A 26,925-nucleotide genomic window follows, 5' to 3' on the forward strand; every position below is an offset into this window, starting at 1 on the left:
TAAACTAGTTTGCCTATTTATAGCAATCTAAAATCTTCAATACATTTTAAAGATGAAATTCAACACCAAAACCATTCACGGAGGTCAAAAACCAGAAGAAACTACCGGAGCCATAATGCCACCGGTTTTTTTAACCTCTACTTTTGCGAAAACTAGCCCTACAGAACACAAAGGATTCGAATATTCTAGAGGAGGAAACCCTACAAGAGCTGCTTTAGAAAATAGTTTAGCAGCATTAGAAAACGGAACCCACGGATTTGCATTTGCATCTGGTTTGGCAGCAATAGATGCCGTTTTACGGTTACTAAATCCGGGAGATGAAATTATTGCAGGAGACGATTTGTATGGCGGTAGTTATAGAATGTTTACCAAGTTGTTTCAAAAATACGGATTAGAGTTTTCTTTTGTAAACATGGACGATGTTAAAAATATTACAGATGCCATTACAGAAAACACAAAACTAGTTTGGATAGAAACACCAACAAATCCGTTAATGAAAATTGCCGATATAAAAGCAATTTCATTAGCCGTAAAAGATATTGATTCTAGTATTTTAATAGGAGTAGATAATACATTTGCTACGCCTTATTTACAGCAACCGTTAAATTTAGGAACCGATATTGTAATGCATTCTGCAACAAAATATCTTGGTGGTCATAGCGATTTAATTATGGGAGCTTTAATTGTAAAAGATAAAAAGCTAGCAGAAGACATTCATTTTATTCAATATGCCGCAGGCGCAATTTCAGGACCAATGGACTCTTTTTTAGCATTAAGAGGTATAAAAACGTTACATATAAGAATGCAGCGACATTGTGAAAACGGAATTGTAGTGGCTCAATTTCTAGAAAAGCATCCAAAAGTAAGTGTGGTATATTATCCAGGTTTAGAAAATCATCCAAATTACAAATTGGCAAAAAGTCAAATGAACGGTTTTGGCGGAATGGTTTCTTTTCGATTAAAAGAGGAGACTCAAGAAGCAGCATATGTATTTTTAGAAAACACTAAAATATTTACGTTAGCAGAATCTTTAGGCGGCGTAGAAAGTTTATCTAATCACCCAATAAGTATGTCTCATGGTTCTATTCCTGCTCCAGAAAAAGAACGAATGGGTATTACAAATTCTTTAATTCGTTTAAGTGTTGGTATAGAAGATATAGAAGACATACTTGCAGATTTAGAACAAGCGTTAAAGTCATAAAAAAAAAGAGCCAATTGGCTCTTTTTTTTGTCAATCTGAATTTATTTCAGATTGTTATAATTTTCGAATTTCAGTAAGTTGAGATACTGAAACAAGTTCAGTATGACAAGATGGAATCCTTTTTAGAAAGCCTTTTTATGTCAATCTGAATTTATTTCAGATTCTTATGAAGATTGAATTTTAGAAACTAGAGATGCTAAAACAAGTTTAGCATCTCTAGTTTTTATACTTATTCAGGATTCTTAACAGTAAAAACATTTCCATCTAAGTAGTAATTAGCTCGTAATTTTAATTCTTGAGAATAGTAAATAATGTTTTCTGGTTGTTGTTTTAGTAAGTAATTACCAGTGTCCCATTTATTGTTTTTATTTTTATCAATAATAGCTCTTATATAATATGTTTTAGGTTCTAAAAGATTGTATTGTATTTGTCCAGAATCTGTAATAAAGCGTCTTTCTATAAGTTTATCTTTGTTTTTTCCTTCTAAAAGTTCAATAATTAAATGATTAGAAGTTTCATTTACAATATCCATTGTAATTCTTCCGTAATCTTCAATATCTTTTGTAGTAAATTTAAAATTTAAAGTGTCATTTTTTTGTTCAAAGATATCAGAAATAGCGTCAGGCATTATTTTTAAAGCGTATTTCTGTTTTGGTGTTATATCAAAAACAAATGCTACTTTGTTCTCTATATTAGAAATAATACTAACAAAAGGAACTGATAATGTATCTTTATCTACCAATGTAATTTTGCTTGTATCAATGTTTACAAGTGGGTTATTTCCTCTTATAAAAAAAGTGTCTCTAAGGTGCAGTGTTCCGCTTGTAGAAGAGTTTAAAATTAAGGAGTCTATTTTCTTTTTACGAAGGTTTACAGTAACGGTATCTATAAATTTGTCGTTTGTAACTATAAAATTTAAAGAATCAGCGTCAAAAGGTTTGTACCAGTAATTTAATGTGTCTTTGCCTATTTCTAGCTTAGAAACACTTCTAAAGTCTTCTGGAGTATCAGAAATAATTTGAACTTTTAAATCTTTTATAACACCTTCATAACCAAATTCAATTTTACCTCTTGTAATTTCTTTGCCACGTTTAAATGAATAAGGTTGTGTTTCTTTAAATAATACTATTGGTTTTTTTATAATACTATCTCTAGGTAGAGTTATGGTGTCTGTAAAAAAACCTATTTTATCTTCCCTAGGATTAAAAAGGTAATCGTTGGCAGTTTCTTTTAGAGCAACCATTAAATACTTACCTTCTTTTAAGTTACTAAGGTTAAAAAGAGAGGTATCTAAAGAACTTGTTACATAATTTGGTTTCTTTTTAAAAACGATAGAATCTGTAAAAGAACTATCTATTTTATATAATAGCACATTAATGTTTTTTTGACTTTCATCTAAATAAGCATCTTTAATTTTACCCGAAGTAGAAAGAGAATCTATATATGTTCCGGTAGAGAAAACATATTTAAAACTTTCCAGTTTATTTCCTTCATTATTGTCTTCAATAGCGTTACCAAAGTTTATAATATACGTGGTGTTTTCTTGTAAAGTATCAACAATTTGGATGTTTAAAAATTTACTTGCCGTACCTTGTGGGGTAACTAATAAAGGAGTTTTTAAAGGAGGAGAAACAATAAGTTGTTTGTTTAAGTCCTTTAATTTTATAAACTCGTTAAAGTTTAATCTAATTTCCTTTTTATCAAAATTAAGCGTTTTGTAGGGTGGGGAAGAGGTTACAAACAAAGGTGCGTCCTCGTCTTTTGGCCCACCTTCTGGGTTTCCTGTTTTTGCGCAGTTGGATAAAATTACAATTGAAATGCTAAAAAAAATAAATCTAAAAATGTGTTTCACAAAAAGTAAATTTTATACAAATTAACAATATATTTTTGACTTAAAAATCATAAAGTTTATTCGGTGTATGCCATTGTTAAAATACTAATTTTTACACCTTCTATTTTTTGAAGCTCTTTTGCACAAGCTTCTAAGGTTGCACCTGTTGTTATCACATCATCAATGAGTAAAATATGTTTGTTTTTTAAGGCTGTTAAGTTAGATAACTGAAATTTTGTGTCATTATTATTAAAACGTTCAAAACGAGCTTTAAAAGTTTGGGTTTTTGAGGTTGATGTTCTTAGCAAAATGTTTTCTACAAATGGTTTTTCTAAGTGATGACTTAAAGTTTCTCCAAATTTTGAAACTTGATTATAACCTCTTTCTCTTCGTTTTTTTGGGTGTAAGGGCACGGGGATAATAACATCAACATCTAAAAATTCATTATTTTCTATTAAGATTTCTCCAAGCCAATTGCCAAAAAAGACACCTACCTCTTCATTTCCTTTGTATTTTAATTCGTGAATTAATTTTTTAGTAATTCCTGTTTTTCTGTAAAATAATAATGAATTTGCTTTTTCTATGATTATTCTTCCATAGAATGTTTTCGTTATTTTGTTTTCACAATAGTTAGTAAAATTAGTCAAAGGCAAGTCATGCCTACAAAAGGTACATATTGCATTTTCATTATTAATGAGTTGATTATTGCAATTAGCACATAATTTAGGGTAAAAAAGATTGAATAAGTCTTTTAAAATTCGCATTTTTACAAAGCCTTTTTTTAGAAAGATAACACTATAATTTAAGAATAAGATTTGAACAACAGGATAAATTTTTTAAAAGAGTCTATAAAAAACTTAAAAACATTAGGAACCGTTACACCGAGTTCTCGGTTTTTGGCGGAAAGAATGTTAAAAGGAATCGATTTTTCTAAAGTAGAAGTTTTGGTAGAATTGGGTCCGGGAAACGGAGCAATTACCAAGCTTATATTACAAAAATTGCCAGCAAATGCTACTTTAATTTGTTTTGAGATAAATGATAATTTTTATAAAGAACTATCACAAATAGAAAACAAACAACTTATTGTTATTAAATCATCTGCAGAAAAAATTGAAGAAGAGTTAAAGAAATTAAACTTTAATAAAACCTGTCATATTATTTCTAGTTTACCGTTAACAATTATTCCAGAAGAAGTTACAGATGAAATTTTAGAGAAATCTTTTCATGTTTTAGCAGATAATGGAACCTTTATTCAGTTTCAGTATAGTTTAACGTATTTTAAAAAACTTAAAAATGTGTTTAATCAATCTATATCTTTAGGTTTTGAACCCTTAAACTTCCCTCCAGCCTTTGTTTATCATTGTAAAAAAGTAGGTTAGATTTTTATTGGTAAATTTTTAGATTGATGTATATTTGTCGCATTATGGCAAAACAAGAAGATCAATTTAAAAAAGTTTTATCGCACGCTAAAGAATACGGTTATGTTTTTCAGTCTTCTGAAATATATGATGGTTTAAGTGCGGTTTACGATTATGCTCAAAACGGAGTTGAGCTAAAGAAAAATATTAGAGATTACTGGTGGAAAGCAATGGTGCAAATGCACGAAAACATTGTGGGTATAGATGCTTCTATTTTAATGCACCCAACAACTTGGAAAGCTTCTGGGCATGTAGATGCATTTAACGATCCTTTAATTGACAATAAAGATTCTAAAAAACGTTACAGAGCCGATGTTTTAATTGAAGACTATTGTGCTAAAATAGAAGGAAAAATAAATAAAGAAGTTGCTAAAGCAGAAAAACGTTTTGGTGAAGCCTTTAATAAAGAAGAATTTGTTGCAACCAACGGAAGAGTTGTTGGTTATCAAGAAAAAATAAATACCATTTTAGCAAGAATGGGTGCGTCTTTAGAAAAAGAAGACTTAGCCGATGTAAAGCTATTAATTGAAGAATTAGAAATTGCAGATCCTTTAACAGGTTCTAGAAATTGGACAGACGTTAAACAGTTCAATTTAATGTTTGGTACAAAATTAGGTGCATCTGCAGAAACTGCAATGGATTTATATTTAAGACCAGAAACGGCGCAAGGAATTTTTGTAAATTTCTTAAACGTGCAAAAAACAGGAAGAATGAAAATTCCTTTTGGTATTGCACAAACCGGTAAAGCATTTAGAAATGAAATTGTTGCAAGACAGTTTATTTTTAGAATGCGTGAGTTTGAACAAATGGAAATGCAATTTTTTGTAAAACCAGGCACTCAAAAAGAATGGTACGATCAATGGAAAGAAACGCGTTTAAAATGGCATTTATCTCTAGGGATGGGCGCAGAGAACTACCGTTTTCATGACCACGATAAATTAGCACATTACGCAGATGCAGCGGCAGATATTGAATTTAATTTCCCATTCGGATTTAAAGAATTAGAAGGTATTCACTCTCGTACAGATTTTGATTTAAAAGCACATGAAAAATTTTCTGGTAAGAAATTACAGTATTTCGATCATGAAGAAAATAAAAGTTACACACCGTATGTAGTAGAAACTTCTATTGGTTTAGATAGAATGTTCTTAGCTGTTTTTTCTAACTCTCTACAAGAGGAAGAATTAGAAAACGGAACAACAAGAACCGTTTTAAAATTGCCATCTGTTTTAGCACCTTTTAAAGCAGCTATTTTTCCTTTAGTTAAAAAGGATGGTTTGCCAGAAGTTGCCCGTGAAATTATGGATGATTTAAAATGGGATTTTAACGTTTTTTATGATGAAAAAGATGCCGTTGGTAAACGTTACAGACGTCAGGATGCAGCAGGAACACCATTTTGTATTACTGTAGATCATGAGACTTTAGAAGATAAATGTGTTACTATAAGACATAGAGATACGATGGAACAAAAAAGAGTTGCTATTGCAGATTTAAAAGAAATTATTAAAGCAGAAGTAGCTGTAAAGACTTGGTTACAGAAAATGTAATTCAATTTTTTAAGGATAAAAAAAAGCTGAATCTCAATTGAGATTCAGCTTTTTTTTTGATATAATTTTTTGTTACTAGCTTTTAAAGGCATTATTCTTTTGATGCAATAGAAGCTTTATAAAGTTCTCCGCCAGCAATACCGCTAACAAAAGAAGCTAAATCTTCTTTAGATGTTGTATTTGCATCAAACTCAATGTTTGCAATACTATCGGTAAAAATTACTTTGGCATCTATAACACCTTCTTTTTTAGATAATTTAGATTGTATTGTTCTTGCACAACCAATTTGACAAGTCATACCAGAAATAGCTAAAGAAACATTTTGTTTGTTAACAGGCAGTATTTCTTTTTTTGCTTCACTTTTGCAGCCAATTAAAACGAAACAAGCAAGTAGAAAAGCAAATAATATTTTTTTAATTTTCATAAAAATAGATTTAGAATATAAATATTTGAGTTAAAAAATAATTTGAATAAACCCTTAACGAATTGCATAAGGTTAAATTATAAAATTATTATGCAAATTTATCAATAAAAGTACTGAGATTTAAACTTTTGTCGGATTTTTACGGAATACTTTTATCAGCAATGAATAATCAACAACAAAAATGGTTTTACCTTATTATTCTTTCTATCGTTTGGGGTAGTTCATTTATTTTAATGAAAAAAGCACTTTTGGGTGTAACTCCCATTCAATTAGGCGCTTTAAGAATGATTTTTACAGCTGTATTTTTACTTTCTGTAGCTTCTCGGTCCATAAAGAAGATTAAAAAAAGACATTGGAAATATATCCTTTATACAGCACTAGCGGGTACCTTTATACCTAGTTTTCTATTTGCTTTTGCAATTACGAGTATAGATAGTTCTATTGTATCTATTTTAAATTCATTTACACCTTTTAATACTTTAATTTTTGGAGCAATTGTTTTTGGCTTCGCTTTTAAAAAAGCACAATTGTATGGAATTTTAATTGGTTTAGTAGGGACTTTAATTTTGATATTAAAAGGAGCTGATGTAAACCCTAACCAAAATTATTGGTATGCTTTATTAATTATAGTAGCTTCCGTAGGGTATGCTTTTAATGCAAATATTGTAAAGAAATATCTAGATGATTTAGATGCTTTGGCAATTACAACAGGTAATTTTTTATTATTAATTATTCCTGCAATTATTGTTTTAAGTTTTACAGATTTCTTCACTACGTTTGATGTTAAAAATGAAAATCTAATACATTCTTTAGGATACTTGGCAATTTTATCTGTAGTAGGAACTGGAGTTGCAAAAACTATTTACAATAAATTAGTACACATTTCAAACCCTGTTTTTTCATCTTCAGTAACCTATATAATACCTATAGTTGCTATATTTTGGGGTATGTTAGATGGTGAAAAGTTAAGTTTAATTCAGGTTTTAGGAGGTGTAATTATTCTTTTAGGAGTGTATTTTGTTAATAAGGCTAAGTAGTTTTTAAATTTGTGCATAAAAAAAGAGTCAAGAACTAAATCTTGACTCTCATTATTAAAAAATATTTCTAAAGTTGCTTATTTAAAATCAGCATCAGAAACACCTTCATTAATTTTAACTGAAATTAAAGTAGACTCAATTTTTTGAGGTCCCATAGTTCCAGATTTTTTTGTAGGAAATAGAATTCCATCAAAATCTTTATAATCGCTAAAAGTAGCTTCTTGATTTTGAGTTTTTCCTCCCATAGAAATAGTTTGAACTTCTTTTACTTTTAAACCTGTTGCTACATCAAAATAAGTAGAAACAGAAACTATTGTTCCTTTTTTAGCAACGACATAAACATTTTTACCATCTAATTTTTCTATACTTGTTAATGTAGTTTCACTATTATTTAATAATCCTAACTCAGGGAAAGCACCTAATGTATGTGTCATTTCAGATGCTATATTAGCAGGTAAAGCTTGTCCGTTAGTACTAACTCCGTCTTTATTGGTTAAGACTTTCATCATTACATTACCACCAACACTAATTTCACTAGAAAAATTGTTTGCATCTCTTTTTTCAATAATCTGAAGAGTTTGCCCCATTGCACTTGCTTCATAGGTAGTTAAGGTTGTTTTTATTGCTTTCACTTTCTCTACTCCACCAATTGCTTTAAAGTAATTGTTAATAACAGTTTCTTTTGTAATTCCGTCAGGAACTGCGATTGTCATTTCTGGCTTTTCTGCAGCTTCGGCATTTTTGTCGAAATAGTTGATTGTATAACCCGATTTTTCTAAATTATCTAAAACATCAATTGCTTTACCTGTAACAATTATACGAGCTTCATCACTTTTAAAGTATTTTAAGGCTGCATTTTGTACATCTTCTACAGTAACTGCATTTATATTAGTTAAATAGTTTTCGTAAAAATCTGTTGGTAAATTATAACGTGCAATATTTAAAGCAAAACTAGCAGCAGTAGCAGGTTTTTGTACATCCATAACAAAGCTACCAACATATTGTGCTTTCGCATTTTTTAACTCTTCTTCGGTAACTTTTTCGGTACGAATTTTATCGATTTCTTTTTTAATTTCTACAATAGAACTGTCTGTAACTACGTTACGAACACTTGCAGAAGCTCTAAAAGTTGCAGCTACCTTACTTTGTCTAACGCTAGAGTAAGAACCGTAAGTATACCCTTTGTCTTCACGTAAATTCATAAATAAACGAGCAGTTCCGCCACCACCAAGAATATTGTTTGCTAATAACGCTGCGTAGTAATCTTTGTCTCCTAATTTTAAATCGATATTGTTAGCAATTACAACTTCAGATTGTACTGCATTTGGCATATCTATAAAATTGATTTCTGTTTTAGAAACGTTTTCTGGCTTTGTAAAAGCAACTTCTGGTACATCACTTTTTTTCCATTTTTTAAATAAACTCTTTACTAATTTCTTAGTTTCTTTTGGGTTTATATCTCCAACAATTACTAAGTAAGCATTGTTTGGCTTATAATAAGTAGTGTAGTTGTTTTTAACATCGGTTAAAGTAATGTTATTAACCGTTTCTTTAGAAACAAACTCTCCATAAGGATGATTTTTACCATACAATAAAGCACTTTCTACTCTTCTTGCAGTACTTGTAACATTTTTTTCATCAGATTTTAATCCGTCTAAAGTAATTTTAATTTCTTTGTCGAATTCTTCTTGTGTAAACTGAGAATTTTTAATTCCGTCTGCCATTAACGCTAATACTTCTGGGAAATATTTTGTTAATGATCTTGCAGAAGCACCAGAACTATAAAAGTTAACACCAGCCCCTAAGAAATCTACTTTTTCATTAAATTCATCTTTGGTAATGTTTTCTGTTCCTCTTCCTAATAAACTTCCCATTATGCTAGAAACACCTGCTTTATCTCCTTCAACTACAGGTTTATTATCTATAGTTAAACTAGCTGATGCTCTTGGTAACTTATGGTTTTCTACCATAATTACTTGTAATCCGTTAGATAAAGTAAATTTTTCGGATTTACCTAATTGAACCTTTGGTGCTGGTCCTGGTTTAGGTTGTTGGCTTCTATCTATTTGTGCAGTTGTAGCAAAAGACATTGCTATAATTGCGATAAGTGATATTATCTGTTTTTTCATTGTATATGTCTTTTGTTAATTATTTTTTAGGTAAATACTCTAAAGTTACTCTTTGATTTGGATTTAAATATTTTTTAGCTACTTCTCTAATATCTTCACGAGTAATAGAACGATAAATCTCAATTTCTGTATTAATTAAATTTGTATCGCCGTATAATACATTGTATCGAGCTAAAGAATTTGCAATTCCTTCTACACTAGAATTAGAATTTACAAATTGATTTTCGAATTGATTTTGAAGTTTTTGGTATGTTTTTTCAGAAATTAATTCTGTTTGTAGCTTTAAAATTTCTTCATCAATTTCTGTAACAATGTCTGCTAATTTAGTTTCCCCTTGTGGTAAACCGAAAATAATATAGGTTCCATAATCTTCTTGACTTAAGTTAATTGCACCAGCTTGTAAAGCCATTTTTTTAGTGTCTACTAATTTTTTATATAAGACAGAGCTTTTTCCTGTACTTAAATAAGAAGAAATCATATCTAATATTCTAGAGTCTTTAGTTTTCATAGATGGCGTTCTGTAAGCCGTTATAATTGCTGGAATTTGAATATTAGGGTCATATCCTTTTGCTGCAATTGGTGCGGTAATAGGTTCTTCTTCTATAACTGTTCTTTCTATATCTGTTCCACGAGGAATTGGACCAAAATAAGCTTCAATTAATTTTTTTGCATTTGCAACATCAATATCACCTGCAACCACTAAAGTAGCATTGTTAGGTACATAAAACTTTTTATTAAATGCTAAAAAATCATCTAAAGTAGCAGCATCTAAATGTGCCATTTCCCCAATAGTTGTTCCTTTATATGGGTGTTTTTTAAAGATTTCTTTTTTAACATATTCTAAAAAACGAGAGTAAGGTTGGTTATCTACTCGTAATCTTTTTTCTTCTTTTACAACTTCGTTTTGAGTATCTACACCTTCTTGCCCAATAACTGGGTGTAATAAACGCTCAGATTCCATCCATAAACCTAATTCTAGATTATTAGAAGGAAATATTTCATAATAATACGTTCTATCATCAGTAGTGTTTGCGTTGTTATTTCCTCCATTCGCAGCAACTATTTTAGACCATTCTCCTTTATCAATATTCTCTGTTCCTTCAAACAATAAGTGTTCAAAAAAATGAGCCATACCAGTTCTATCTGGTTGTTCGTCTTTTGCACCAACATGGTACATTACTGCAGTAGTAACTACAGGAGCAGATGTGTCTTGATGTAAAATAACATGCATTCCGTTGCTTAAATCGTACTCTTCAAATTCTACTTTCTGCGCGTTTAAAGAAAATGCGACTAAAAAAGCAGAAGTAAGAGATAAAATACTTTTCTTCATAAAATTTATTTAATAAGTTATTAATTGATACGCTGTTTGACGCTGGTAGGTTTTGTTTGTTACACTTTCTGCCAAACAATTTGTAATAGATACCAAAAATAAAAAAGATATACATTAAAAGTAGTACACTTTTCTTTTACTTTGCTCATTTTGATGAAATTATTTATAAAAACAATATTGGTTAGTTATAAAAAAGATGTATATTTGCACCCGCATTTTCATTAGGATAATGCAAAATAATTAGTAATAAACGCAAAATAATTAGTATGTACGCAATCGTAGAGATGGCAGGGCAGCAGTTTAAAGTTGCAAAAGACCAAAAAGTATACGTTCACCGTTTACAAGGAGAAGTAGGATCAAAAGTAACTTTTGATAACGTTCTTTTACTTGATGAAGAAGGTAATGTAACAATTGGCGCCCCAGCTATAGAAGGAGCTTCAGTAACAGCTCAAATTTTAAGTCACTTAAAAGGTGATAAAGTAATCGTTTTCAAGAAGAAAAGAAGAAAAGGTTACATTAAGAAAAACGGACACAGACAATTTTTAAGCGAGATTCTTATTGAATCTATTGCTGCTACTGGTGCAAAAAAATCAGTAAAAAAAGAAACTGCTCCAGCAAAAGAAGCTTCAACAGATTATAATACTATGACTGTTACAGAATTAAAAGCTGCTGCTAAAGATCAAGGTATCTCAGGATATACTTCTTTAAAGAAAGCTGAATTAATTGACGCTTTAACTAAATAAAAATTCAATTTTAAAACCATAGGATCATGGCACATAAAAAAGGAGTAGGTAGTTCGAAGAATGGTAGAGAATCAGAATCGAAACGACTAGGTGTAAAAATATTTGGAGGACAAGCTGCAATTGCAGGGAACATTATTGTTCGTCAAAGAGGAACAACTCACAATCCGGGAGAAAACGTTTACATGGGTAAAGATCATACTTTACATGCAAAGGTTGACGGTGTTGTAGAATTCCGTAAGAAAAAAGATAATAGATCTTATGTATCTATTACTCCATTTGAAGCTTAAGAAATTTAGCTTTTAAAAATTAAAAAATGCTCAAACATGAAAATGTTTGAGCATTTTTTGGTTTAGAAATTATTTGCGTTTACTTTACTAAAGTAAATAATTTTATGTTTTTAAGGAGTAATTACGTTTGTAAACTAGTTATAAATGAGCTTAGAGCTATTTTATTAAATGAAATTTATGATAAGAATAAAAGTAAGCTATTGTAGTAAAAACGATTGGTTGTTTTTAAATTTATGATTTTTAGCTTGTTAAGTGTGTTTTTTGAATCACTTATAGCGACTACTCATTTTATTATTGTATATTTAACACTGAATTTTAATTTACTTGTAACATTTTTTTCGGGGGAATATAAATATTACTACTAATAGTTAAGTTTCATAAACAAAAATAAGCTACTCTTTTTAGGGTAGCTTTTTATTTATCTAGTTAATTATGTAGAAGCTTAGTTGTTAGTATTTCGTATTTTTACGGTTATGAAATTTTTATACAACTTTGTCGTTTTTATTGCCTCTCTGTTACTGCCAATAATTGCTTTATTTAATAAAAAAATAAAACTTTTTGTAGCCGGTAGAAATGAAACATTTTCTAAAATATCTACCTTAAAAAACTCAGACGTTATTTGGTTTCATGCTGCTTCTTTAGGCGAATTTGAACAAGCGAGACCAATTATAGAAGATATTAAAAAAGAATACCCAGCTTATAAAATTCTAGTTACTTTTTTTTCTCCTTCTGGATATGAAATTAGAAAAGACTATAATTTAGCAGATGTTGTTTGTTATTTGCCTTTAGACTCTAAAGCACAAGCAAGAAAATTTGTAGAGATTGTAAACCCTAAATTTGCTGTTTTTGTAAAATACGAATTTTGGCCAAATCTTTTAAATGAATTAAAATCAAAAGAAATTCCTACAATCTTAGTTTCTGGTATTTTAAGAGAAAAACAATTGTTCTTTAAAAGTTATGGAGGTTTTATGAGAAAATCTTTAGAAGCTTTTCATCACTTTTTTGTACAAGACGAAAATTCTAAAAAACTACTAGATTCTATCAGTTTTAAAAATGTTACCATTGCTGGTGATACCCGTTTTGATAGAGTTTTTAAGATCTTAGAACAAGATAACTCGTTAGATTTTATCAATCAATTTAAAGATGATAAATACACAATTGTTGCTGGTAGTACTTGGAAAGAAGATGAAGAATTATTGGTAAATTACATTAATAATAATGCATCCGAAGATGAGAAGTTTATAATTGCTCCTCATAATATTAAGCAAGCGGCAATTTTAGAATTACAGAATTCCATCAACAAAAAAACAATTTTATTTTCTGCTAAAGCAGGTAAAAACCTGGCAGAATACCAAGTTTTTATAATTGATACTATTGGTATTTTAACCAAAATTTATGCTGCTGCAGACTTGGCTTATGTAGGCGGAGGTTTAAAAACAGGTTTACATAATATTTTAGAGCCAGCAACATTTGGGATTCCTGTTGTGATTGGTAATAATTACGACAAATTTAAAGAAGCGGTAGATTTGGTTAAAATTGGAGGTTGCATTTCAATAAAAAATCAAGTAGAATTTACATCAAATTTTATCAGTCTAAAAAATGATGAAAACTTTAGAATGTTAACAGGAGTAATTAATAAAAGATATATTCAAGACAATTTTGGGGCAACAAAATTAATTATGAATTACTTAAAAGAGAAGATTTAAATATGGATTTTATATTACAACCTTGGGCTTGGTATGTTGGAGGGCCTTTAATAGCAATTTCATTATTATTATATTTTTATTTCGGTAAAAATTTTGGGGCATCAACAAATTTTGAAACATTATGTACTATTGCAGGTGCAGATAAAGTGTCTGATTATTTTAAGAAAGATTGGAAAGACAGAGACTTTGCACTGCTATTTGTAGTTGGTTTAATTATTGGTGGATTTATTTCAGCAAATTTTTTAACGCCAAATCAAGCAATAGATTTAAACCCTAAAACGGTACAAGAATTAACAGATTTAGGTTTTTCGAATGTTGGAAGTCAATATTTTCCAGATGAAATTTTTAGTAAAGATGTTGTATTTTCATTAAAAGGGTTTCTAATTTTAATAATTTCAGGAATCTTAATTGGTTTCGGAACCCGTTATGCTGGTGGTTGTACATCTGGTCATGCAATTACAGGTTTAAGTAATTTAGAGTTACCTTCTTTATTAGCGGTAATTGGCTTTTTTATTGGTGGTATTATTGCTACTTGGTTTATAATTCCATTATTATTTTAATTATGAAAAATATCAAATTTTTAGTATTAGGAATCTTTTTTGCAATCGTTTTAAGTAAAACGCAAGCAATTAGTTGGTATCGTTTTTACGAAATGTTTAAGTTTCAATCTTTTCATATGTTTGGCATTATTGGAGGAGCGGTTGTAATTTCTATGGTTTTTATGCAGCTATTTAAAAAAGGAATTATAAAAGACATTCATGGAAATAAAATAATACCAAAACCAAAAGAAAAAGGTTTTATAAGAACTCTTTTAGGAGGAACTTTTTTTGGATTAGGATGGGGGATTTCTGGTGCTTGTGCAGCACCAATTTTTGTAATTCTTGGTTTTGAATTAATACCAGCTTTAATTTTATTATTCGGATCGCTTTTAGGAACGTTACTTTATGGCGTTTTAAGCAAAAAACTACCAAATTAAATGAGCAAATTAGTAGACGGCTTTGGCAGACAAATGGAATATGTGAGACTAGCAGTTACAGATCGTTGTAATTTGCGTTGTCAATATTGTATGCCTGCGCATGGTATAGATATTGTTCCGAGACAAGAATTACTTACTTTTAAAGAAATGTATCGTTTAATTCGTGTGTTAACAGAATTGGGGGTAAATAAAGTCCGTTTAACTGGTGGAGAACCTTTTGTACGTAAAGATTTTGTTGGTTTTTTAGAAATGTTGTCTTATAACGATTTGTTAGATGCAATAAATATTACTACAAATGGTGCTTTAATTTCTCATCATATTGATAAAATTGAAAAGCTTAAAAAAGTAAAAAACATCAATTTAAGTATTGATAGCTTAGATAGAGAAAAGTTTGCAAAAATTACAAGAAGAGATGTATATCCAGAGGTTTATAAAACCTTTGAATTATTAGAGAAAAGTAGTTTAAATTTAAAACTAAATGTAGTTGTACAATCTGGTTTTAACACAAATGAAATTGTAGATTTTGTACGATTAACAAAAGATAAAAATGTTGCTGTCCGTTTTATAGAAGAGATGCCTTTTAATGGAAAAGGACAACGGGATATGAAAGAAAATTGGACTTTTAATAAGATTTTAAATGAAGTGAAAACGGAGTTTGATGTTAATGAAATTCAATCAGAAAAATCATCAACTTCTAGAAATTATAAAGTTGATAATCATCTAGGAACTTTCGGAATAATTCCTGCTTTTACAAGAACTATTTGTAACGATTGTAATAGAATAAGAATTACATCAACCGGAACTTTTAAAAACTGTTTATTTGATGATGGTGTTTTTAATTTAAGAGATTTTATTAGAAAAGGCGCTTCTAATGACGATTTAAAAGAACTATTTTTAAGTTTGGTAAAACAGAAACCAGAAAATGGTTTTATAGCAGAAGCAAATAGAAAAGATGGTGGTGCTTCAGAGAGTATGAGTACTATTGGAGGGTAAACATAGAACAATTACACATTTATAAAAAATGATTTCAGTAAAAGAAGCTTTACAAACCGTTCTAAATTCAAATCAAGATTTTGGAGTTGAAGAAATTCCGTTTATAAAATCTGTAAGTAGAATTTTAAAGGAAAAAATTACTGCAGATAGAGATTTTCCGCCTTTTAATAGAGTTTCTATGGATGGAATTGCAATTGATTATATTGCTTTTAAAAATGGACAAAGAGGTTTCAAAGTAGAAGGAATTCAAGCTGCTGGAAGTGAGCAAATCACACTTCAAAACCCTGAAAATTGTATAGAAGTTATGACTGGAGCTGTTTTGCCATATAATGCAAACACAGTTATTAGATATGAAGATGTAACTATAGTAGACGGAATTGCAACTATAAATATTGATACAATTAATGATGCCCAAAATGTTCATTCTAAAGGAAAAGATGGAAAAACTGGCGATATATTAATTGAAGAAAACACCCTAATTTCAGCAGCAGAAATTGGAGTCTTAGCAACCGTTGGTAAAGGAACAGTAAAAGTAGCAAGACAACCAAAAATAATGATTGTTTCTACGGGTGATGAATTGGTTGGTGTTGATGAAACTCCGTTAGAACATCAAATTAGAAGGAGTAATGTATTTACGCTGGTGTCTTTGTTAGAAAGGTTAAATATTTCTTCGGAAACAGCACACATTACAGATGATAAGCCAATTTTAAAATCGAAAATAGAAACCTATTTACAAGAATATGATGTGTTGCTTTTTAGTGGTGCTGTAAGTAAAGGAAAATATGATTTTTTACCGGAAGTTTTTGATGAATTAGGCGTAGAAAAATTGTTTCATAAAGTGGCACAAAGACCAGGTAAACCTTTTTGGTTTGGTGAAAATAGAAACTGTAAAGTATTTGCTTTTCCTGGTAACCCGATTTCTACTTTTGTAAATTGTTTAGCGTATTTTTATCCTTGGTATTATAAATCGGTAGGCGTAAAAGTAGAAGAAGAAACGGCAATTTTAAATGTAGACGTTTCTTTTAAACCTAATTTAACGTACTTTTTACAAGTGAAGTTAGAAAATAATAACGGGCAAATAATTGCGACTCCAATTAATGGAAATGGTTCTGGAGATTTAGCCAGTTTGGTGAAAACAGATGCTTTTATTCAATTGCCAAATGATAAAACTGAGTTTAAAAAAGGAGCGATTTTTCCGATAATAAGATATAGATAATGAGCGATTTTAGTCATTTAAACGAAAGAAATAACCCTAAAATGGTAAATGTTTCTGATAAGAAAATTACCAAAAGAACAGCAATTGCGAAAGCAACCATGTTTTTAGGGGAAGAAGTAATTGCTCATTTTACAAATGATGAGTTATTTACTAAAAAAGGACCCGTTTTTCAAACAGCAATTATTGCAGGAATTCAAGGTGTTAAAAAAACATCAGAATTGATACCAATGTGTCATCCATTATTAATTAATGGAGTAGATATTGATATTAATATTATAGATTCAGAAAATATTGAGGTTCTTTGTGAAGTTACAATTACCGGTAAAACAGGTGTGGAAATGGAAGCTTTAACGGGAGCAAACATTACGTGTTTAACTATTTATGACATGTGTAAAAGCATCAGTCAGAAAATGGTAATTAAAGAAGTAAAGTTATTAGAAAAAACAGGCGGAAAATCTGATATTAAGAATTAAATGTCTCCTCGAGCGTGCTCGAACAGACAGATATAACTGATTCAAGAGAAAAAAAATGAAAAAACACAGCAAACATACCAATTTAGAAAGAAGAGATAACGATAATTTTGCTCCGAATGAAATTGCAATTTTGGGTACAAATTGTGGCGTTATTTCAGATTTGGTACATAAAGTATCTCAAAATTTATCAGATTATAAATTGGCTTATTTTGATGCTTCTCACGCCAAGGATGTGGTAAAAAATAACTTGTCTGAATATGTGTTTCATCACCAAGGAAATTTACAGGTAACCACTTCTGGAGATATCAATAAGTTTCAGCAACGTTTAGATTTTGCTGGGTTCGATTATGTTTTTATCAACGGAAACCATTATCAAGGTGCTAAACAGATTTTAGTATTAGACGAAGCTAAAGAAGCTTCTGTTTTAAAAAGATTAGATCAGTTAGATCGTATTCAGTTTATTATTAAGTTGAAATCAGAAACAGAATATTTTCCTTTTTTAGAAGAAAAATATCCGCAAATAAAAAATATTACGTGTTATACTATTAATGAGGTTGATAAAATTACCAATCATATTCATAATTTAATTCAAGAAAAAATTGCATCCGTAAAAGGTCTAGTTTTGGTTGGTGGTAAAAGTACAAGAATGGGACAAGATAAATCTGAATTGAATTATTTTGGGAAACCACAGAAAGAAGTGGCAAAAGAATTGTTAGAAAATAACAATATAGAAACGTTTTATTCCGTTCAAAAATCATCAGAAAAAGAAGATGAAATATCTGATAAATTTATCAATTTAGGTCCGTTTGGTGGAATTTGTTCTGCGTTTCAGAAAGATCCAAATACTGCTTGGTTTGTATTGGCAACCGATGTTCCGTTTGTAGATACAGCCCTTATTAAATTATTATTAAAACATAGAAATCCTAGTAAAGCAGCTACCGCAATTAGGGGGAAAGGAAAAGATTTTCCTGAGCCTTTAATTACTATTTATGAGCCAAAAGCGTATGCTATTTTATTACAATACTTGGCACAAGGATATTCTTGTCCGCGTAAAATGCTAATTAATTCTGATGTTGAAATTGTTGAAATTGACGATAATTATATTAGAAATATAAATACTCCTGAAGAGTTTAATGAAGCTAAAAAAGAACTAAATTAGTTGTAAATTAAAATGTTTTAATTGAAGTAATATCATTTTTATTATGAAAACAAAATCTTATTTTTTTATACTTCTATTCGGAATACTTTTTGCGAGTTGTGAACCAGCACTTTCTACAAAAGATTTTATGGTAGATAGTTGGGAGACTACTTATCTAAAAATAGAAATGTACACCGTTAATAATACAGATTCTTTACACGTTTACGAAGATAAATTTGATAATAACCCAGAACTAGTGGCACGATCTCAATATAATAATGACGGTACTTTTTCTGCTTGGTTTAAAAACACAAAGGGAGAGCAGATATCTAAAGCTATTGGTAAGTGGGATGTAGTAGGAGATTCTTTAAAAGTATCTTATAATTATGGAGGTAAAGACAAGAATGTGAGTTACTTGATTGAACGAACTACAGAAGGTTTTATCGGTACAAGTAAGTATGATTGGGACGAAGATGGAACCTTAGATGACTTGTTAACTATGAAAACAAAGAGAATTAAAATAGATTAGATTTGGTAAGTTTTAAAAAAATATCCTTAAGAATACGTATCTTTTTATCAATGATTTTATTGATGTTACTGGCATCGGTATTAATCTTGGTTGTTACTATTTATCAGTATGACGAACAAACAAAAGACTACAATATTCAACGTTTTGAGCGTAAAGAAGCCACCACTAAAGAAATTATAGAATTAGAGCTTAAAAACAAAACTACCTATCCTGTAAATACTGGAAATTTAGCTAAAATATTTCAAGAACGTATTTTCGAAATATCATCTATTAATAAATTAAATATCTCGTTTTACGACTTAAAAGGAAATTTACTAAAGTCTTCTACGGCAAACGCTTTTGAAAAGGTAGATATAAAACCGCTTCCTTTGGATGTTTTAAAAGAGTTGGCGCAAAATTCTAATCATAAAATATTAAAAACCAGTGTTGAAAATGGAACGGGTTTTCAATCTTCATTTTCTTTTATTCACGATCCAAAATTTAAAAGAATAGGTATTATAGAGTTACAGTTTACGCAAGATAACTCTGAGATAGAACACGAGTTGAGAGAATTTATGTTTCGATTAGGTGTGGTTTATATATTGATGTTTTTAATTGCAATTGCAATTGCATATTTCTTATCAAGTTATATTACAAGATCTATAAAAACAATTTCAGATAAAATGCAGCAAACCCGTTTAAATAAACGGAATGAAAAAATTATTTTAGACAAAGCGAGTTCAGAAATAGAGATTTTGGTTGAAGCCTATAATCATATGATTGATGAGTTAGGAGAAAGTGCTGCTAAATTAGCCAAAAGTGAGCGAGAACAAGCTTGGCGAGAAATGGCAAAGCAAGTAGCGCATGAAATAAAAAATCCATTGACTCCAATGCGCTTAACAGTGCAAAGTTTTGAGCGAAGATTTGATCCTACAGATGAAATGGCAAAAGAGAAGTTAAATGAATTTTGCCAAACTTTAATTCAGCAAATAGATGTAATGAGTTCTATAGCGTCTGCTTTTTCTGATTTTGCCAAAATGCCAACTCAAAAGAAAGAACGGGTAGAGCTAATTAGTGTTGTAAAGTTTGCTTTAGATATTTTTACAGAAAGTTACATTAAATATTATCCGCAAGAAGAAGAGTTATATGCTAATTTAGATAAAACTCAATTAATTAGAGTGATTACTAATTTAGTGAAAAATGCAATTCAGGCGGTAAATTTAGAGGAAAATCCTTTAATTGAAGTAAAAGTTTTTTCTGATGACCTAAATATAAAGCTTACCGTTTCTGACAATGGAAAAGGAATTCCTGACGACTTAAAAGATTTAATTTTTGAACCTAAATTTACTACAAAATCTAGTGGAATGGGGTTAGGTTTAGGTATGATAAGAAATATTATTGAAGCCTATAAAGGAACTATTTCTTTTACATCTAAAGAAGGGTTAGGTACTGTTTTTACTGTTGTATTGCCAAAAAGTTAATATAATCATTGCCTTGAATGTAAAGGATAGGCAACTAAATTTATAAAAAATGAAATTCGAGAATATTTTAATTGAGAGAAAAGATAGTTTGGCTCAAATAACGATTAATAGACCAAAAAAATTAAATGCTCTTAATAAGGCTACTATTATTGAATTGAATCTAGCTTTTGAAGAATTAGAAGATGATACTACTATTAGAGCAATTATTTTAACAGGTAGCGGAGAGAAAGCTTTTGTTGCAGGCGCAGATATCTCTGAATTTGCAGATTTTTCTGTAAATGAAGGAACTCGCTTATCTAAAATTGGGCACGATACTTTATTCGATTATGTAGCAAATTTATCTACACCTGTTATTGCAGCCGTAAATGGTTTTGCTTTAGGCGGTGGTTTAGAGTTGGCAATGTCTTGTCATTTTAGAATAGCATCTGATAATGCAAAAATGGGCTTGCCAGAAGTTTCTTTGGGTGTAATACCAGGTTATGGTGGTACACAACGTTTACCGCAATTAGTTGGTAAGGGAAAGGCTATGGAAATGATTATGACAGCAGGTATGATTTCTGCGGATGAGGCAAAAGAAAACGGTTTGGTAAATCATGTTACAACACAAGAAGAGTTATTGCCATTGGCAGAAAAAATTGCAAGTAAAATTATACGAAATTCTTCTGTAGCTATTAGCGCTGCTATTAGGGCTGTAAATGCTGGTTTTGAAGATGGTGTTAATGGTTTTGATGTAGAAGTAGATGAATTTGGAGAATGTTTTGGTACAGATGATTTTATGGAAGGTACTGATGCTTTTTTAAATAAAAGAAAACCGAATTTTAAGTAGGGATTATACTAAAAAAGTAGGTCTAATTTTGGCCAAATAAAAACCTCATAATCGTAAGACTATGAGGTTTTTTATGTAATTATAAATTGATTTATTTTACCATTATTTTTTTAGTGATGGTATTTAAGTTGGTTTGTACTTGTAATATGTATAAACCACTGTTTAAATTTAAGTCAATTTTTTCTGAAGAAATTACGCCTTCACTTACGCTTTTTCCTGAAATATCATAAATAATATATGTAGATTTTAAAAGACTTTGTGGTACCATAATATATTCTGATGCCGGATTTGGAAACACTTTAATAATTTCTGCAGATACATTTTCTGTAGATAAAGTTGCAGGGTTAAGGCTATAAAGCTCGTTACCAGATTTTCCATCATCTCCTTCAAAATATAAAATATTGTTTAATACTGTAATTTCATCAATATCTTTAATTAAGTTATCTATTTGCTCAATAGTGGTACCATTGGTTCTAAATAAATGTCCGCTTGTATCATTTGCATCTTCTCCTCGGTAGTATAAATATCCATCATAAGCAGCATAATCAGAAGGGTCATGGTTTTTGTTGTCTCCAGAAATATTGCTAATGTTAGTTACTGTATTTAATGCTGGGTCTAGTACATAAAGTTGATCTCCCGTTGTACCGTCATCACCTTCAAAAAACAACTTACTATTCCAAGCATATACATTCGCTATTCCAGATAAAGAAGCAGCAGGTGCTAGAGCTATTGTACCCGTTTCCGTTCCATCTGTTTGCCAAAGAGCATTATCTGCTTCAAAATATAAGATATCATTTAGTATTGTAAAGTTACTAATACTAGCGTCTCCAGTACCTGCATCTACATCTTTAACTAGTGTAAAAGTATCTGTAGTAGGAGTATATTTGTAAAGTTCGTTACCGTACGTAGCGTCTTGCGTAGAATAATTCATGTACATGTAAAGAGCATCTTTATAAACAACCATGTTAGTAAGAATAGATTCATATCCGTCACCTATATCTGCAACTTGTACTGCGTTATTAACACCGTCCCATTCTATTAACTTGTTTGTAGTTTCTGCACCTGAACCTGGTTGACTTCCAACAGTAAAATAAGCCATTCCGTTTAGTTCGGCAAAACGTTGGGGAGCTTCACCTGTTATGGTTGGCATAATATCTACTTTTGTGGTTCCTGTTTCTGTTCCGTTGGATGTCCAAAGTTCTGTACTTCCATCATTTGCTGTAAAGTAAAGTTTATTGTTAAAGGTGAAAAAGTTAAATGGATTTCCACTACCAGAACCTGGTTTTATGTCTTTTACAAATGTTGTACCTTCTGTACTACCATCTGTTATCCAAAGTTCTTTTCCTAAATCTGCACCTCCAGGTGTGTTAGATCCGTTAGAGTCGTCTGCAGAAAAGAAAATTTTACCATCTAAAACAGTAAGATTAGAAGGGTTAGAACTAGAAGTTCCGTTGTTATTAATTTCTTTTACAAGTGTAATTTGTGCATTAAAGGCAATTGCACTAATAAGTGAGGTGAATAAGAGTAGTTTTTTTCTCATAATTTACGGTGTTTAAAATTGATTTATATTAATTAGGAAGATTAGGAATTAAAGTTCTACCTTTTCCTGAAGACAATGTTTCTAAAAAGGCTAATAGATCTAAAACTTCGCTTTTATCTAAGTTTAATTTTTGAAGAATAGGAGAGGTATTCGGAATTAAAGAATCTCTTCCTATACCTAAATATTTCTTTTGAATTGGAGATGGATTACCAAGGTTGTAAAATTGTAGCACATCTAAAAGACTTGGAAAATGTCCGTTATGCATCCATGGGCCTGTTCTTGCAACTTCTCTTAAAGTTGGTGTTCTTATTTTACCAATATCTGCCATATTCTTGGTAACATTATAGCGACCAAAATCTTCGTCTTTTGTGCCAAAAAGTGTTTGTCCGTCATTATGGAATTGATTATCACTAAAATAAGGAGTGTTATGACAGTTAATACATCTTGCTTTTGTTCTAAATAAATGCAAACCATTAACTTCTTGATTGGTTAATTTAGTAGAATCACCTTCAATAAATTTATCGAAATTTGTTTTGTAACTTTTTACGGTACGTTCAAAAGTGGCAATGGCATATTGAATGCGTTGTAAAGAAATAGTATCGTTACCAAAAGCAGCCTTAAATAAAGGTTTATAACCTTCAATCTCTGCTATTTTGTCTACTGCAATATGTAGTTTTTCATTCATTTCTACAGGATCACCAATAGGAAACCTTGCCTGGTCTTCTAAACTAGAAGCGCGACCGTCCCAAAATAAAGTGTGCGCATAACCCGAGTTTAAAATAGTCATAGAATTTCTTGCTCCGGTTTGTCTGTCATGTCCAAAAGAACGAGTAGAGTTATCTGTCCAAGCCAATTCTGGATTGTGGCAAGAAGCACACGCTATTTGTCCGCTAGAAGAAAGACGTGGGTCAAAAAAAAGTGTCTTACCTAATTTTGCTTTTTTTGCATTGTATAGATTTCTTTTAGGGTGCGTAACATTTGGTAAAACGCCAATGTCTTTAAAGGTTGTTTTATTTACCGTGCTATCTAAATTAGGTTTTGGCCATGTAGAAACATCTCCGCTAGAATACACTGTTTTTAAAAACGAAATGTTTTTGTATTTAGCTTCTTTTTTCTGTGTACAAGAAAATAAAAGAAGAGAAATAGAGAAAATTAAAAGAAGTTGATTTTTCATAAATATTTTTATAAAGTATATGATTTTGTTACACAGTTTGTAGTAGTTATGTTTTCTGGGTCTGTATAATTACTGGTGTTGTATAAACGATATTCTGATGTAATTGTACCTCCAAAAACTTCATCATTTGTAATATTTAATTTAAATTTTAGTTCAAAGATTCCATTACTAATTTCTTGGTAAGTACCTTCTCCGGAAATGGCAAAAGCATAACTATTGCCATTTTTTCCGGAAATGGATAAAAATTGGGGGATAACTAATATGGTTCCGTTTGTAGTGCTTGTTCCGTTTTCTGGAAAAAACTCTATTGCGGGTGTTATATTAAAGCCTGGTGAGCTGGCACGATCTGTAGCAGAATTTGTAAAGTATCTTTTTAGGTTAAAAGAGTTTGTGGTGGTGGTTGCAATTGGACTATCGAACCCTATTTGAAACGCATGATGATAAATATCGTCTGAGGTATCTACAGTTCCCATATCATCATAAAGTACCGCATTAGGGTTTGTTGCATCTACCACAACGGGGTACGTAAAAGCAAAAGTAGATTGCCAAGCACAAATACCATCTTCATTAAAATCGTTCCAATGTTCTACGTAGGTTCTGTGGAAACTATTAGATAAATCATAAAAATTTGAAGCTATGTTTATAGCATTATCACGAGATGTTTTAATTGGTTTTACAATTTGCAAATTTTTGTTACCTGTTGCATTATAGTTTTCAGTATCATTTAAAGTGATGATAGTTTGGTAAAGAACATCATCATTATTAATGGCTTCATTTAAAGTTAAACGATAGGTAATTGATGTTTTATTTTCTCCTAAATTTAAAGGAGTTAAGGTGTAATCGAATCCTTTTAAAAAATTGAAAATATTTTCGTTTTCTATTTCAGAAGAAAAATATCCATTCGGAAAATTTACATCAAAGTCTATTTCTTCTCCCATTTCTCCTGTAATTTCAATTCTATTTTCAGGAAAAGTATAAGACGTTTCAATAGTGCCTAAATTAATCGTAAAAGTGTCATTTGGTGCTTCAGAGTTTATATTACCAATGTTTATTGATGCATCAGAAACCGACTTTAAATTTAAAACGATGTTTTGTTCAGTTGTCCAACGTTCATTAAAATCAACATAAATAGTATCTGTTAATTGATTATTTTGAAAAGAAACTTGGTTGGTTGGTTTAATGTTAAATACATTATTATCTTCACTAGAACTTACGCTATAATCTACCGTTACAGTTTCTTTTAAAGTATATGAAGTAAGTGTAACTGGTATTTTTAAGGTATTTATACTTGAGTTTTTAAATGTTGTTATTGGTATTACACCGCTATTAACTTCAGGGTAAACTAAAGGTTCGTTATTACTATTTGTTAAAAAGTTAAAACGGACAAAACTAGGAATAGTAAGTGCTGAATTATCTTCTGTTTCAGAGCAAGCAAATATGAGGCCTACTATAATAGTTAATGCGATTATTATTTTAGTATGATTCATTTTGAGCTAAGTTTTCGTTAAGTTCTATATTACTTTGTGGTATTGGTAAAATGAATTTTAGTGAAGGGTAGTTTAAACTACATGTTTGTGAAATACAATCTGCACCACGAACAATGTCTTGCTGATTTCTTGCTAAATCGAAAAAGTATTGCCCTTCAAAACACATTTCTTTTCTACGTTCTAATAACAGTGCTGTTTTTAAACCTGTAGTGTTTTCTAAAAGACTCGCATTTGCTCTACTTCTTATAATGTTGATGTCTGTTTTACAATCTTCTAAATTATTTAAACCTAAAGAAGCTTCTGCTCTTATTAAATACATTTCACTTAATCTAAAAACTACATAACCAGGATTGTCTTGAAATTTTTTAGTGAAAAAATAAGAAGCATCTTCTAAATCTTCATCAACTAATGTTGGCAATTGTTCTTCTAAGAAAAGTTGTTTACGGAGGTCTGAGTCTTCGTAAATAGCTATTAAATCTGCAGAAGCCACATAATCTGAATAATTAGAAGAAGAAGTAAAACCAAAGTGACTGGCTAACGAACCACCAACAGAGCCACCGCTACCTCTAGGGACAGAGAGTTCAAGTAATATTTCGGAAACAGGTGTGTCTGTTTTTTCCCATTCAGATATTAAATTATCTGAAGAAATTAAGGAAGTACCAGAATTTAAGATTACATCATTTGCAGTATCGTAGGCGTTTTGAAAATCGTTTTTAGAAAGATAAACGCGCGCTAATAATGCCTTAGTACTAATGGTATTAAAATAAGAATACGTTGGTCCGTCTAAAAGTAGCGCATCTGAATAATAGGTTAAGGCAGTTTGTAAATCTGTAATAATTAAAGAATAGGTATTTGCAGAGTTTTCTCTAGAAGGATATGTTATTCCGCTTGTTAAAGTTGTCGTGTTATAAACGATTCCTTTGTGGCTAGCACCAGAAGTATAACCATAGTTTTGTGAATAAAGGAGCGATAGCGTAAAATGTGTGTACGCTCTAATGGTTAAAGCTTCTGCTTTTATTTGATTTTTTTCTGTTTCTGTAGCATCTGTAAGTACATCAACATATTCTAAGATTAAATTTGTTTGGTTAATAATGTCATAACTCTTATTATAGAAATTTTCAAGATTACTTTCGGTAGAAATATCAGAAAAAGAATAGGCATTTTCTATGGTAAAAGGAACTTTAATTTGACCTATATTATTACCTGTATCTGTTGGTGTAAATGTTAGGTTTCCAGATTGTAAATCTGAATATACAGCTAAAACCTCACTACGCAGATTAGACTCTAAGTTAGAATAGATGCCGTTTAATGCCGTAACTACTCCCGGTTTAGTAGAAAGTTGTTCGTTAATAGATGTTTGAGACCCTGGTTCTTGTTCTAAAAAACCACTGCAATTATAGAAAGCGATAAACAGCGAGATTAATATGTATTTTATAACTTGTTTTGTATGTATCATCGTT

General features: G+C 30.4%; 25 protein-coding genes. 16 read left to right on the forward strand and 9 right to left on the reverse strand.

What is annotated here, in order from left to right; genetic code table 11:
- Positions 1-52 precede the first annotated feature (52 nt).
- Positions 53-1,201, forward strand: a complete 1,149-nt coding sequence (locus tag KV700_RS12840; protein ID WP_166383309.1) for a cystathionine gamma-synthase — start codon at positions 53-55, stop codon at positions 1,199-1,201.
- Between the two features lie 229 nt (positions 1,202-1,430).
- On the opposite strand, the gene KV700_RS12845 is transcribed toward KV700_RS12840, so the two are convergent.
- The gene (locus KV700_RS12845; RefSeq protein WP_166383307.1) at positions 1,431-3,053 is read right to left on the reverse strand and encodes an Ig-like domain-containing protein; all 1,623 of its coding nucleotides are present in this window, start codon (positions 3,051-3,053) and stop codon (positions 1,431-1,433) included.
- A 56-nt stretch (positions 3,054-3,109) separates the two neighbouring features.
- On the reverse strand, positions 3,110-3,679 hold the full coding sequence (locus KV700_RS12850) for a phosphoribosyltransferase family protein (protein ID WP_317168364.1): 570 nt from the start codon (positions 3,677-3,679) through the stop codon (positions 3,110-3,112).
- A 168-nt stretch (positions 3,680-3,847) separates the two neighbouring features.
- Here KV700_RS12850 and KV700_RS12855 point away from each other — a divergent pair, with 168 nt between their 5' ends.
- A complete protein-coding gene (locus KV700_RS12855; RefSeq protein WP_218598115.1) occupies positions 3,848-4,411 on the forward strand; it encodes a class I SAM-dependent methyltransferase in 564 nt (187 codons plus the stop codon).
- A 44-nt stretch (positions 4,412-4,455) separates the two neighbouring features.
- Entirely contained in the window at positions 4,456-5,997 is a 1,542-nt protein-coding gene (locus tag KV700_RS12860) for a glycine--tRNA ligase (protein ID WP_166383301.1), read from the forward strand.
- Positions 5,998-6,088: 91 nt separating this feature from the next.
- Here KV700_RS12860 and KV700_RS12865 read toward each other — a convergent pair whose 3' ends face one another.
- Positions 6,089-6,421 (reverse strand): cation transporter, encoded by a 333-nt coding sequence (locus tag KV700_RS12865; RefSeq protein WP_218598116.1) that lies wholly within the window; start codon positions 6,419-6,421, stop codon positions 6,089-6,091.
- 161 nt (positions 6,422-6,582) lie between these two features.
- Here KV700_RS12865 and KV700_RS12870 point away from each other — a divergent pair, with 161 nt between their 5' ends.
- Entirely contained in the window at positions 6,583-7,458 is an 876-nt protein-coding gene (locus tag KV700_RS12870; protein ID WP_218599854.1) for a DMT family transporter, read from the forward strand.
- Positions 7,459-7,535: 77 nt separating this feature from the next.
- On the opposite strand, the gene KV700_RS12875 is transcribed toward KV700_RS12870, so the two are convergent.
- A complete protein-coding gene (locus tag KV700_RS12875) occupies positions 7,536-9,587 on the reverse strand; it encodes a pitrilysin family protein (RefSeq protein WP_218598117.1) in 2,052 nt (683 codons plus the stop codon).
- Between the two features lie 19 nt (positions 9,588-9,606).
- The gene (locus KV700_RS12880; RefSeq protein ID WP_166383295.1) at positions 9,607-10,917 is read right to left on the reverse strand and encodes a pitrilysin family protein; all 1,311 of its coding nucleotides are present in this window, start codon (positions 10,915-10,917) and stop codon (positions 9,607-9,609) included.
- A 266-nt stretch (positions 10,918-11,183) separates the two neighbouring features.
- Here KV700_RS12880 and rplU point away from each other — a divergent pair, with 266 nt between their 5' ends.
- The 12 genes from rplU to KV700_RS12940 all read left to right on the forward strand — a co-directional run bounded on the left by rplU (position 11,184) and on the right by KV700_RS12940 (position 21,264).
- Positions 11,184-11,660: a 50S ribosomal protein L21 gene (gene rplU / locus KV700_RS12885; protein WP_166383293.1), complete on the forward strand. Its 477-nt coding sequence runs from the start codon at positions 11,184-11,186 to the stop codon at positions 11,658-11,660.
- Positions 11,661-11,686: 26 nt separating this feature from the next.
- On the forward strand, positions 11,687-11,947 hold the full coding sequence (rpmA, locus tag KV700_RS12890; protein WP_036782547.1) for a 50S ribosomal protein L27: 261 nt from the start codon (positions 11,687-11,689) through the stop codon (positions 11,945-11,947).
- 473 nt (positions 11,948-12,420) lie between these two features.
- Positions 12,421-13,653 (forward strand): 3-deoxy-D-manno-octulosonic acid transferase, encoded by a 1,233-nt coding sequence (locus KV700_RS12895; protein WP_218598118.1) that lies wholly within the window; start codon positions 12,421-12,423, stop codon positions 13,651-13,653.
- 2 nt (positions 13,654-13,655) lie between these two features.
- Positions 13,656-14,213 (forward strand): YeeE/YedE family protein, encoded by a 558-nt coding sequence (locus tag KV700_RS12900; protein WP_218598119.1) that lies wholly within the window; start codon positions 13,656-13,658, stop codon positions 14,211-14,213.
- A 2-nt stretch (positions 14,214-14,215) separates the two neighbouring features.
- Complete coding sequence (locus KV700_RS12905; RefSeq protein WP_166383287.1) at positions 14,216-14,629, forward strand: YeeE/YedE thiosulfate transporter family protein; 414 nt, start codon at positions 14,216-14,218, stop codon at positions 14,627-14,629.
- Positions 14,630-15,622, forward strand: a complete 993-nt coding sequence (gene moaA / locus KV700_RS12910) for a GTP 3',8-cyclase MoaA (RefSeq protein WP_218598120.1) — start codon at positions 14,630-14,632, stop codon at positions 15,620-15,622. It abuts the gene before it with no gap.
- A gap of 28 nt (positions 15,623-15,650) precedes the next feature.
- Positions 15,651-16,838: a molybdopterin molybdotransferase MoeA gene (locus tag KV700_RS12915; protein WP_218598121.1), complete on the forward strand. Its 1,188-nt coding sequence runs from the start codon at positions 15,651-15,653 to the stop codon at positions 16,836-16,838.
- Complete coding sequence (gene moaC / locus KV700_RS12920) at positions 16,838-17,311, forward strand: cyclic pyranopterin monophosphate synthase MoaC (RefSeq protein WP_218598122.1); 474 nt, start codon at positions 16,838-16,840, stop codon at positions 17,309-17,311. The genes KV700_RS12915 and moaC overlap by 1 nt, the downstream gene beginning before the upstream one ends.
- A 55-nt stretch (positions 17,312-17,366) precedes the next feature.
- A complete protein-coding gene (locus KV700_RS12925) occupies positions 17,367-18,470 on the forward strand; it encodes an NTP transferase domain-containing protein (RefSeq protein ID WP_218598123.1) in 1,104 nt (367 codons plus the stop codon).
- 43 nt (positions 18,471-18,513) lie between these two features.
- Positions 18,514-18,978, forward strand: a complete 465-nt coding sequence (locus KV700_RS12930) for a hypothetical protein (protein ID WP_166383277.1) — start codon at positions 18,514-18,516, stop codon at positions 18,976-18,978.
- A 50-nt stretch (positions 18,979-19,028) separates the two neighbouring features.
- The gene (locus KV700_RS12935; protein ID WP_166383924.1) at positions 19,029-20,438 is read left to right on the forward strand and encodes a PAS domain-containing sensor histidine kinase; all 1,410 of its coding nucleotides are present in this window, start codon (positions 19,029-19,031) and stop codon (positions 20,436-20,438) included.
- Positions 20,439-20,487: 49 nt separating this feature from the next.
- On the forward strand, positions 20,488-21,264 hold the full coding sequence (locus tag KV700_RS12940; RefSeq protein ID WP_218598124.1) for an enoyl-CoA hydratase/isomerase family protein: 777 nt from the start codon (positions 20,488-20,490) through the stop codon (positions 21,262-21,264).
- Positions 21,265-21,355: 91 nt separating this feature from the next.
- Here KV700_RS12940 and KV700_RS12945 read toward each other — a convergent pair whose 3' ends face one another.
- From KV700_RS12945 to KV700_RS12960, 4 genes are read right to left on the reverse strand one after another with little or no spacing between them, the layout of a single operon-like run.
- A complete protein-coding gene (locus tag KV700_RS12945) occupies positions 21,356-22,804 on the reverse strand; it encodes a T9SS type A sorting domain-containing protein (RefSeq protein ID WP_218598125.1) in 1,449 nt (482 codons plus the stop codon).
- Between the two features lie 28 nt (positions 22,805-22,832).
- On the reverse strand, positions 22,833-23,978 hold the full coding sequence (locus KV700_RS12950) for a cytochrome-c peroxidase (RefSeq protein ID WP_218598126.1): 1,146 nt from the start codon (positions 23,976-23,978) through the stop codon (positions 22,833-22,835).
- 8 nt (positions 23,979-23,986) lie between these two features.
- Positions 23,987-25,465 carry a hypothetical protein gene (locus KV700_RS12955; RefSeq protein WP_218598127.1) on the reverse strand — a complete coding sequence of 493 codons (1,479 nt, stop codon included), beginning with the start codon at positions 25,463-25,465 and terminating at the stop codon, positions 23,987-23,989.
- Positions 25,452-26,921, reverse strand: a complete 1,470-nt coding sequence (locus KV700_RS12960) for a RagB/SusD family nutrient uptake outer membrane protein (protein WP_218598128.1) — start codon at positions 26,919-26,921, stop codon at positions 25,452-25,454. The genes KV700_RS12955 and KV700_RS12960 overlap by 14 nt, the downstream gene beginning before the upstream one ends.
- Positions 26,922-26,925 lie beyond the last annotated feature (4 nt).

This window comes from Polaribacter sp. NJDZ03 (assembly GCF_019263805.1).
Taxonomy (GTDB): domain Bacteria; phylum Bacteroidota; class Bacteroidia; order Flavobacteriales; family Flavobacteriaceae; genus Polaribacter.